This window comes from Clostridia bacterium (assembly GCA_028698525.1).
In the GTDB taxonomy this organism is placed as follows: domain Bacteria; phylum Bacillota; class Clostridia; order JAQVDB01; family JAQVDB01; genus JAQVDB01.
The window spans coordinates 38,074-48,923 of sequence record JAQVDB010000005.1; the positions used below are offsets into that span (position 1 = coordinate 38,074).

Annotated in this window: 12 protein-coding genes and 1 pseudogene; all 13 read right to left on the reverse strand. The window is 33.6% G+C overall.

The window, feature by feature from the left end; genetic code table 11:
- Positions 1 to 6: 6 nt before the first annotated feature.
- Entirely contained in the window at positions 7 to 432 is a 426-nt protein-coding gene (locus PHP06_01400) for a prepilin-type N-terminal cleavage/methylation domain-containing protein (protein MDD3839216.1), read from the reverse strand.
- 15 nt (positions 433 to 447) lie between these two features.
- The gene (locus PHP06_01405; GenBank protein ID MDD3839217.1) at positions 448 to 834 is read right to left on the reverse strand and encodes a prepilin-type N-terminal cleavage/methylation domain-containing protein; all 387 of its coding nucleotides are present in this window, start codon (positions 832 to 834) and stop codon (positions 448 to 450) included.
- A 4-nt stretch (positions 835 to 838) separates the two neighbouring features.
- Complete coding sequence (locus tag PHP06_01410; protein MDD3839218.1) at positions 839 to 1,297, reverse strand: prepilin-type N-terminal cleavage/methylation domain-containing protein; 459 nt, start codon at positions 1,295 to 1,297, stop codon at positions 839 to 841.
- Positions 1,298 to 1,307: 10 nt separating this feature from the next.
- Positions 1,308 to 2,075: a prepilin peptidase gene (locus PHP06_01415; GenBank protein MDD3839219.1), complete on the reverse strand. Its 768-nt coding sequence runs from the start codon at positions 2,073 to 2,075 to the stop codon at positions 1,308 to 1,310.
- Between the two features lie 384 nt (positions 2,076 to 2,459).
- Complete coding sequence (locus PHP06_01420) at positions 2,460 to 2,858, reverse strand: type II secretion system protein (GenBank protein MDD3839220.1); 399 nt, start codon at positions 2,856 to 2,858, stop codon at positions 2,460 to 2,462.
- Positions 2,859 to 2,874: 16 nt separating this feature from the next.
- On the reverse strand, positions 2,875 to 4,083 hold the full coding sequence (locus tag PHP06_01425; protein MDD3839221.1) for a type II secretion system F family protein: 1,209 nt from the start codon (positions 4,081 to 4,083) through the stop codon (positions 2,875 to 2,877).
- Positions 4,084 to 4,089: 6 nt separating this feature from the next.
- Positions 4,090 to 5,154, reverse strand: a complete 1,065-nt coding sequence (locus PHP06_01430; protein MDD3839222.1) for a type IV pilus twitching motility protein PilT — start codon at positions 5,152 to 5,154, stop codon at positions 4,090 to 4,092.
- A gap of 2 nt (positions 5,155 to 5,156) precedes the next feature.
- A complete protein-coding gene (locus PHP06_01435; GenBank protein MDD3839223.1) occupies positions 5,157 to 6,854 on the reverse strand; it encodes a GspE/PulE family protein in 1,698 nt (565 codons plus the stop codon).
- A 67-nt stretch (positions 6,855 to 6,921) separates the two neighbouring features.
- Positions 6,922 to 7,776 carry a shikimate dehydrogenase gene (aroE, locus tag PHP06_01440; protein MDD3839224.1) on the reverse strand — a complete coding sequence of 285 codons (855 nt, stop codon included), beginning with the start codon at positions 7,774 to 7,776 and terminating at the stop codon, positions 6,922 to 6,924.
- Positions 7,766 to 8,269 (reverse strand): YqeG family HAD IIIA-type phosphatase, encoded by a 504-nt coding sequence (locus PHP06_01445; protein ID MDD3839225.1) that lies wholly within the window; start codon positions 8,267 to 8,269, stop codon positions 7,766 to 7,768. Before PHP06_01445 ends, aroE begins: the two co-directional genes overlap by 11 nt.
- Positions 8,270 to 8,450: 181 nt before the next feature.
- Positions 8,451 to 8,726: pseudogene (locus PHP06_01450) on the reverse strand (sigma-70 family RNA polymerase sigma factor).
- Positions 8,727 to 8,916: 190 nt separating this feature from the next.
- Positions 8,917 to 10,077, reverse strand: coding sequence for an XRE family transcriptional regulator (locus tag PHP06_01455; protein MDD3839226.1), 1,161 nt, complete (start codon positions 10,075 to 10,077; stop codon positions 8,917 to 8,919).
- Positions 10,070 to 10,726: a hypothetical protein gene (locus PHP06_01460; protein MDD3839227.1), complete on the reverse strand. Its 657-nt coding sequence runs from the start codon at positions 10,724 to 10,726 to the stop codon at positions 10,070 to 10,072. Before PHP06_01460 ends, PHP06_01455 begins: the two co-directional genes overlap by 8 nt.
- Between the last annotated feature and the right edge of the window lie 124 nt (positions 10,727 to 10,850).

Here is a 10,850-nt window from a genome sequence, read left to right on the forward strand (position 1 = left end):
ACCTTCCTAATTGCGTGGAACTACACTTGCAGTTACTTTGAATCCTTGTCTAGCTTTGTCTCCCATAGTACCCACAGTAATATGTATAACCCCATCTTGGTCTTCTGACACATTAAAGATATCAATATTATATGCAATTGCATTTTTGTTTAAATATAATTTATTGTTTTTGATAGAATATATATCTTGTCCCACAGATAATTTATCTCCATTGAAAATTTGGATAACCTCAGTTGACTCCTGTCTTCTTATATTAGTTAAAATATGGTCTATTGATATCATAACATTTTGTTGAACATCCACCCGTTGGTTTTCACTTGTATACAATTTATGCCCTATGGAAAACAGAGAATACAAACTAGTTAATAAAATCAAGAACAATCCTAAAGAAATTATCATTTCAACTAAAGTAAAACCTTTATGCTTACTCATAACATAACACCTGTTTTAAAATACTAAAATCTTATTTTTTTGGCTTATAGGTTTTCGGGTATGATAATCTTCAAATATTTTTATATCAATATGATATACATCCTTGTCATCTTGTTCTCCTTTTTTTTCTATGCTTATTTCACAATATAGTCCATCAATATTTTTTCTTTCTGGAGCCGTATGATAATCTAGCAGTGGCTTTTTAGGATGAGAAGTGATTTCTTCCATTAGATTGTTTGAAATTAATGTTGCTTTAAATAATTTATCAGCCTTTTCATTAGCTTGAATACTTACGGTAACAATATTTGAAAAGGCAACAATAAATATTCCCAGTATTGCAATAGCTGTTATCACTTCTATGAAGGTAAAACCATCTCTTTTTTGATAAAACAATTCAATCACCACTTCACTTCTTTTGTACCCTTCCAGTTACAGGCAATACGGTAATTGTTGCTTTTTTATCGTTTTTAGTAGAGAATTCTATAGTGCCTCCTCCACCTGGGGCACCATTTTCATTAAATATAATAGTGATATAACCTGAAGGATTTTTTTTAAATGTAGTAGTTATCGTTTGTATACAAACAGGGAGTTCAACTTTCTTTAATGATGGTTGGGTAACATAGTCCCCTCTTAAATAGTAATATTTGCCCTCTAAGTTCAGCTCCACTAAATGTCTGTATCCTTTGGAAATTGCAAGTTGTCTGCTAAACCTTATATCCATTATAAAATTATCAACGAAAGTATCCAATTGCCATTGTTCATACAAATGCATCAAGCCCGGCGAAAAACAAGCAAGGGCAATTCCTATTATGGCCAAAACTGTGATTATCTCAATTAAAGTAAAGCCGTTTGTATTGCTTACCATATACATCCCTCTATACAAGAAATGTACCTATATACCAACTTATGATTCTATCTCCATATAGATAAGATATTATACTGCCGATGGATATAAAAGGAACAAAAGGCATATATCTCTTTTGTTTTCCCTTACCTAACAATATAAATATTCCTGCTATAGCTCCGGAATATACGGAGAGTAGCAAAGCTATGGCTGTGAGCTTTAAACCCAAAAACAGACCTATAGAAGTCATTATCTTCAGGTCACCACCACCCATCCCCTCTTTTTTAAAGATCATCAGAGATAGATAAGCGATTGCCAATACAACTCCTCCCCCCAAGGCTCCACCATAAATACCGTATAAAACATCTATATTTATGCCTGCAAAATTCATAATAAATGCGCTAACAGAAAGTACTATCGGAAGAATGTCGGGCACTATAAAATGTTCTATATCTATAAAAGAAGCAATGATCAATATGCAAACAAATATAAGCCCTGGGATTAATTTAGCTGATAATCCTGTTTTTATATAAATAAGAGTAAAAAGAATACCTGTTGTTATCTCAACAAGAGGATATACCAACGATATTTTAGACCCACAATATCTGCATTTCCCCTTTAATCGTATATAGCTAAATACAGGCACTAAATCTGATACCTTTAGCCTAGTGTCACAATCAGTACAGTGTGAAGGTGGATATGCTATAGATGCCTTTTTAGGTATCCTGGCTATACAAACATTTAAAAAACTTCCTATTACCAAACCAAATAAAAATATAACTACATTATGCGTCCACATATCTTCTCCTCTATTTTTTAGCTAAACACTTATGAGCAGCTCATTTGCCTTGTATAAGTTTATACTATATATCTACAGTTAAACTTTTTATCAGTTTACCAATTAATCGCTAACCTTTGCTAGGGTGTATGATAACCTGTAGCTGCGACTGAAGAACATTCATACAAATGAATATTCGGAAATAACTACGACTCATGCCATTTCGAAAATACCAAGCTTTTCTAAACTTGCTTAAAGCTAAACTGTTATTTTCTCCATTCCATGCGTCAAGTTATTTTAACCGAATATTTCTTCAAGGGATTCGTTTACTTTATATGTAAGTTTTTATTCCATGTTCTAATCAAAACACTGTGCATACCGCATCACACTAGATCGAAATCCTGGTCAACTACTGGGAGTCCCCCATTCAACATCTGTGCCACTTACTATCATAGTATATCCTTTTTCTTTATATTCTTTTGATTGAGGTTCTGTTTCAAAGTCATCTGGCAGATATGGACCATACTCTTTCCCATCATAAGTAACCTCAACTTTTAGATCCTCTACAGTTGATACTTCTGATAGGTCATCATCTCCGCTTTCTGCAATATATAATTGCAATGCACTTTGTGCCGTCCTCAAGTTAGCATCATCCACCTTAACCCTTGCATTTTCTGTGGTATTCCCGAAAACAGGTATTGCAATCATTACGAGTATTGCCAGTATGGCTAACACCACAACAAGTTCAATCAGAGTAAACCCCTTATCATCTTTTAATAATTTATTAAACTTTTTCGCCTTCATCCCCCTCACCTCCCTTCTACGAAATAAAATTATACATATTAAACATAGGCAATGCTATAGAAAGAACTATAAAACCTACAACTACCGCCAAAATTATTATCACTACAGGCTCTATGAGAGTGGTGAGCCTTGTCAATGCTACTTCTGTCTCGTTCTCATAAAAACTGGCAATTTTGAGAAGCATCTCATCCAATGTGCCTGACTCTTCCCCTACCCTTATCATCTGAATAACCATAGGGGGAAAAATATTAAAACTGTCAAGTGGTTCAGACAGCTTCAATCCTTGTTGAATATGACTTTTGGACTGTTGAAACCTATCCTTATATACTTCATTATCCACTATGTTTTCCACCATATCCAATGATTGTATCAAAGGTATTCCGCTTTTTAAAAGCCCTCCCAATGCCATGGCGAATCGATATGTTATAATCTTTTGGAGGGTAGGCCCATACACAGGCAACTTGAGTTTTAGGCCATCAAATCTTGCTTTTGACTGTGGGCGTTTTTTCCTATAGTGTATAATAGACGCCAATGCTGAAATACCTAAAACTATTAAAACCCAATATCTCTTTAAGAAATTACTTATTGCAAGTATAGCTTTAGTAGGACCGGGTAGTTCTTGTCCAAATCCTTCAAATATGCTAACAAACATAGGCACCACTGTAACTAACAAAAAAATAACTACAATAATTGCCACAATTAATACCAGTACAGGATAAACCATTGCATTCTGTATCTTCTTTTTCATTTTAAATTCCCGTCCATAATACATTTCCATGCGTTTGAAGGTTTCATCAAGAGTTCCACTCGTTTCTCCAGCCTCTACCATACTTATCAGCATTTTAGGAAAAACATCTTTTGCCATCTTCATAGCTTGTGAAAGATATTTACCCTTTTGCACCTCTTCAAAAATACAATTAAGGGCGATTAACATTTTAGGATTGCTTTCCTGTTTTCTCAATATATCAAGACAGGTGACAAGGGGAATACCAGAACTCAACAATACGCTAAACTGCCTACAGAACATGGATAGGTCTTTAGTAGTAATTTTATTAAACAATCTTGTTTCCTTCAGGCTATTGCGAGTTTTGGACTTTTTAATCTCTGTAGGGAAAAACCCCTTCTCATTTAACATTGAGATCAAAACTCTTTCACTGCTGGACTCATATAATCCTTCGATTGTCTTTCCGGACATATCTTTAGCTTTATAATAATACCTCTCCATTTTATATCACTCTCCTATGAGTCTCAATAATACATCTAGTTCAGAAGAGTGATTTATCGCATCTTCTTTGCTTATCATTCCTTTTAAATATAGTTCTGCCAGTTGTGAATCCATTGTCTTCATTCCATATTTACCCCCGGTTTGGATTGAATTTGCAATCTGGTGTACTTTGCTTTCACGAATCATATTCCTAATCGCCGGTGTTACAACCATGGTTTCTGGAGCCAGTATCCGACCTTTTCCATCCCTTAAGGGAATGAGTTGCTGGGATACAACCCCTTTAAGCACCATAGAAAGCTGTACTCTGATCTGCTGCTGGCTAGAAGGTGGAAAAACATCAATTATTCTGTCTATGGTCTTTACTGCACCAATTGTGTGAAGAGTTGACAATACAAGATGTCCTGTCTCAGCAGCAGTCAATGCTGTTGATATAGTTTCCAAGTCTCTCATCTCACCCACCAATATAACATCAGGGTCTTGTCGCAGCGCTGCCCTTAGCCCCCGATTAAAATTCAACGCATCATTGTGTATTTCTCTTTGATTAACTATGCTTTTATTGTTTCTGTGCAAATATTCAATAGGATCCTCCAGCGTAATTATATGTTTGCTTTGGTTGTTGTTTATGTAATCTATCATAGAGGCAAGCGTAGTGGTTTTTCCACTACCGGTAGGTCCTGTAATCAATACGAGACCTTTAGCTTCCACAGCAAGCTTCTTTATTACAGAAGGCAAACCAAGACTCTCCATGGTAGGAATGTTCCTATTTACTATTCTTATCGCAAGGCTGTAGCTGCCTCTTTGCTTATAAATATTTATTCTGAACCGACTCAACCCTTGAATGGAGTAAGATAAGTCTATATCCCCTTTATTCTGAAGTTCTATTAATTTTTCATTATCTAAAATATAAGTTATATACGCTTTAGTATCATCCGGTTTTAATACATCATAGTTAAGTCGCTTTAGCTGTCCATCTATTCTAACCACAGGTGGAACACCTACACTTATGTGAAGATCAGATGCATTTAATTGTACAGCTTTTTCTAACAATACTGCAATTTCAGGTATACTCACTTTCATTCATCCTCCGAGTCCAAATTTATTACCCTCATCACCTCTTCAAAGGTTGTTATACCATTTTGTATAAGCTCTAATCCAGACTGCTTTAGCGTTTGCATTCCATTTTTTATGGACATAGCCTTTATTGCTTCAATGCTGCTATCGGAAGATATTAAATTCCTTATATCTTTGGTTATCATCATAACCTCATGTATCCCAGTCCTGCCGATATAACCTGTTTTTCCACATATTGAGCATCCTCTCGCTCTATAAAAAGTTTTCTCATCGTCTGTTTCTGCCCCAAGAATTTTAATTTGAGCTTTATCCGGTTTGTACGGCTTCTTACAATTATTACATACTTTCCTTACTAACCTCTGTGAAATGATCCCTCTAATAGAAGCTGCAATCAAATAGGATTCTATACCCATATCTCTAAGCCTGCTTATAGTGCTTACAGCATCATTTGTATGAAGCGTACTTAAAACAAGATGCCCGGTTATGGATGAACGAATGGATATTTTTGCAGTCTCCAAATCCCTTATTTCTCCTACCATAATTATATCAGGGTCTTGCCTTAAAATTGCCCTCAACCCGTTTGCGAAAGTAAGGCCTGCTTTATTATTCACCTGTACTTGGTTTATACCTTCAATTCTGTATTCTACAGGATCTTCTACAGTAATAATGTTATTGTCTGATTTGTTCAGTTTATTTAGAATGCTGTATAAGGTAGTGCTCTTTCCACTGCCCGTAGGACCAGTAGCTAATATCAACCCGGCGTTTGTGGACATTAAATAATTAAAATGCTTGAGGTTTGCTCGGCTAAAACCTAGCTGTTCAACTGTCTTTAAAAAATTTGTCCTATCCAATATTCTTAATACAGCTTTTTCCCCATGTATAGTAGGCAAAATCGATACCCTTATATCTATCTCCTTATTATCAATATTCATTTCCACTCTTCCGTCTTGGGGAATTCGCCTTTCTGCTATATCCATGTTGCCAATTATCTTTATCCTAGTAATAATTGCAGGATGTATTTGTTTGTTGTGCCTCAAAATCTCCCTCATCATACCATCTATTCTAAAACGAATTCTAACATCTTCTTTAAAAGGCTCAATATGAATATCGCTAGCATTTCGTCTCACAGCTTGTTCAATCAATGCATTTACAATTCTTACTGCAAGTGCACTGTTTATCTCCTGAACCAACTGTTGATCCAAATCATCTTGTATATTTAAAACAACCTCTTTATTCAAATCATCAGCAGCCATCTGGGCAGATTTTTGGCTATAGTACTTCTTTATTGCACTTATTATCTGTCTTTCACTTGCAATAACTGGTATTACATCCATTCCTGTTATAAGCCTAACATCTTCAATAGCGAATATGTCCAAAGGATCACTCATAGCCACTTGTATTTTATTATAAACTTTTCTGATGGGTATCAACGTATTCTTGATCGCAATAGATTGAGGCACCAGTTCGACAACTTCAATTTCTGGCATGATCTTCATAAGATCAACATGGGGAATTCCTAATTGGAATTCTAGTACCTCTATAATCTCCTGCTCTGTGATCATCCCCTCATCTATAAGTATCTTTCCTATCTTTTGGCCTGTTTCTTTTTGCTTATATAATGCCTGTTTGAGCTGAGTTTTTGTTAAAATACCTGCATTTATCAAAATCTCACCTAGCCGCATTCTCTTTTCATCATTCATTTAAATTCACCTTTTTACCATTATAAACTACTTATTTCGTCAAAAAGAAAAAAATTCCTTCATGGAATTAAAAATTTGTCAGTTTTCTCATTTGTTTTAGTATTAAATTTGCAGTATGGTCAGATATTTGAATATCTAACCATATTTCTTCAGATGAAATACCTTGATATATAAGCATTCCTAGACCATTTAGCGCTACACAACCAAAATCTTCGGCCAATTTTAAAAGTTTTGTTTGTGGAGGATTATAAATAATATCATATACAACATTATCCTCAGATAATTGAATCTTTCCTTCTATGGGCAACCTATCTTCATAAGGAATCATTCCTAAGGGGGTAGTATTTATAATTATATCCGAATTTTCAATTCTTTGTATCTCTTTGATACTCCCATATTGTGCAATGTCTTTTATATTATTATTTATTATATTACAGACTTCTGCTGCCTTACTGACCGTCCTATTTAGAACAGTGATATTAGCTGGCTCTTGCAAAGCAATATTCACAGCAATTGCACGCGAAGCTCCCCCCGCACCTAATATACATACCCTTCGGTTTTTAATTTCTTTTCCTTTATCAGCCATCGATCGTATAAAACCTATACCATCCGTATTATATCCTATCAGTTTTTGCCCATCATATTTAACGGTATTGACTGCGCCTATCAGTTTTGCCGACTCATCTATTTCATCCAGATATTTTATTATATCACGTTTATATGGATATGTTACATTGAACCCCCTATAATTTAATGCCTTTATTTTTTCTATTGTACTCCTTAAATCTTGGGAATTTACTTCATGAGCTATATATGTACATTTTAAATTGAGCATTTCAAACAATAAAGAATGAAGTAGTGGTGACAGGCTATGAGAAACAGGTTTACCTACCAAACCTAAAGTATATGCGTCATTTTTCATACCTATCTTTTATCTCCTTTAACACCTTGTTTTCCATCTTTCTCATTATTTTTGTAGTAATAAACTCCTGTTCACTAATAGGTTTAACCAGTATAGTAAACAGCTTCATTCTGTTGCCTCCATATACATCGGTGAAGATCTGGTCACCAATCACTGCAGTATTTTTTCTCTCTCCATCCAATATGGTCAGTGCCTTCTTAAAACACCGTTTCATAGGCTTTGCGGCATTACAAATAACTGGGATGTCCAATTCCTTTTCAAAAACCCGGGATCTTTTTTTGGTATTATTTGATATAAAACAAATATCAAATCCTTGCTCTTTTATGTGATTTATATAATCTTTGATCTCTTGATCAAGATAAGTCTGATTCCATGATACAACAGTATTATCGATATCAATTATTAAGTTTGAAATACCTTTATCTTTTAGCATCTCAAGGTCAAGCTCGTAAATTGAGTCAATAAATAAATCAGGCTTTAATCGCTTTTTCATATCACACCTCATTATTTTTAATAAGTCGATGATTATTAATCCCATAATAAATTAAATCAACTCAATTGTCAATTTGTAGATTTTTTTTAGGGGAAATATGTAAACTCGTGTTTTATTATCATATAATTTAGGGATGGTAGTCTGAAGAAAATAATAGGGCAATAGATTTTACTCTATGCCCTTATGGATTTAATTCTTTATTTAATTTGTCTATTGCCTTTTTCTCTATTCTAGATACATATGATCTAGAGATTCCAAGCATCTTAGCTATTTCTCTTTGAGTCATAATAGTGCCATCAGCAAGACCGTACCTCAACTCCAGTATCAAACGTTCTCTCTTCTTTAGTACTTTTCTCATCTTATAATACATTTTTTTAATCTGAAGCTTTAACTCTACTTGACTTATAACGCTATCATTTTCGCTCCCGAGTATATCCATCAATGATATTTCATTGCCACTAGGCTTTTATCTGCATAATCAGATGTTGGACTGCGTTTTTATACAGTCTTTTGCTTATATTTACCCATATTAAACCATTGCTATGCTTATAAACGTGGCTTAAAATCGAAATATGAGCGTTGGGTTTTCCGAAATATTATCCGATTATAAAATAATAAAGTTGAATTTATTTGCTATTCTTGACCTTTTAGTTGCTAAATTTCTTAATATTAATAGGTATTACTCGATTACACTTACTTAGCGTACCTTCATCAAGATTAGCTAATGATTCTATCTCCCCTATTGGCATCTTCAAATCTTCTATTATTTGATAAGAATTTAACACACCACTATCTAGCAGTAACTCAAATGCTTGTTTAGTCAAAATAGGCTTTTCAGGAACTAGTACATCATCTAAAGGTTCATTTTTTCGCCATCTTTTTTGGGATAATTGTTTTTGCAAATACAAATGCTGATTTTCGGTAAATAGTTCAACATCATTACATCTCATTATCATAGCGCTTATTGAAACTTTCCAACGTTCTTTTAAAGACAAAAAATGATCAACAGACGTTGAAAATACTTCATTAATAAAACTTTCTCTTGGCAATAGAAAAGCGGCAGCAAATTTATTGGCTTGTCTTTCTATTTCATCAAAGTATTTTTTATCTGTTAACTGATCTTGTTCTATTCCTTGATGCAGTATAATATGCCCTAATTCATGTGCTAAATCAAACCTAGTTCTCACAGCACATTTTTTATCAGAACTTAAGAAAATAAAAGGCCTTCCATCTTCAATCTTGGAAAATCCGTCAATAGTTTTTTCATCTATAGTATTTCTTGTAATAAAAAAGCCGTGTTTTTCCATAAGTAACATTACATTACTTATAGGGCCTAACCCTAACCCCCAGTAACTCCTCACTTCATTCGCAATTTCTTCAATTTCCTCTAAAGCAATATATTCTCTTAGGTTAAAATGTTCTAAATTAGGGATACTTACACTCGGGAAATTTATATATTGGCTCAAGTATTGACATATTTCAACAAATAACTCATACCTTTCCTCTATTCGATCTTTTCCTTTTTTTCTTGCAGTAGCATAACTTCTAAAAAATGCAGTCCCCGAAGGAGTATTTTTTATTCTTGAAGGTTTATAAAAAAAACCTTTAGGAAAATTAAGTACCATTATTATTTTTCGCAAAACCACCGAACTAGGATTTGATTGTCCTAGTTCGTATTGAGAAACTGACTGTCTAGTTACTCCTATTTTATCTGCTAACTCTTGTATAGTTAGACCTCTAATAATTCTTGCTTGTCTTAACCTTTCAGGAATAATATTAACTTTCCTATAAGTTTTGCTTTTACCCATCTTTAGCCACCCTTTTTGTGATTAGATCTTTGATTTCTAATGCAATGTCATTTTCTATTTTTTCTTCTTTGTGTTCTTCTGAATTTAATGCTTCAACTATATAAGACTGCTCCAATAAATTAATTTTATCCACCCATCCTGTTATATATGGCTGTGGAATACCTATAGTTATAAAATTTAATTTATTTCTATAATGCCCATGAGTAATTAGAAGATAAATCGAATCGCTTTGTTTTCTTTTAATCCCTAAAAAGTCTTCAATTGTAATCTGATTATTTAAACTATGGTTTGCTCTAAAAATTGATAACCTAGGAGTATAGTTTTTATTCGCTGTTTGATTTACTGTAAATATATATTTGTCATCATAAGTTTTCATTTCCAAATGATAATGATTATTTGCTGAATTTGGAATAACCGAACATTTATAAGGCAGTACATTAGATTTAATTGCCTTTTCTAGTTGTATTTCAACTACAATACTGCTTAAATATGTAAGTATATTCTTTGCTAATAACGAATCAAAATAATCTTTATCTTTCTCTATATGTTTTACAATATTATAAGAACGTTTTATAATCTTTGCAATTTCAACTTGCGTTTCTTTCGGCACACTTTCATTTAAAACATCTCTTGCATCTAAAAAATCCATCTATACTCACCTCACCAACATTTTACAACCACTGTTGAAAATATTTTACTATTAATACCCGAATTTGTCAAGTATTTTGTCGTTCTGTTCTCATATTGTCAAGTATGTTTTTAAGTACAAAAAA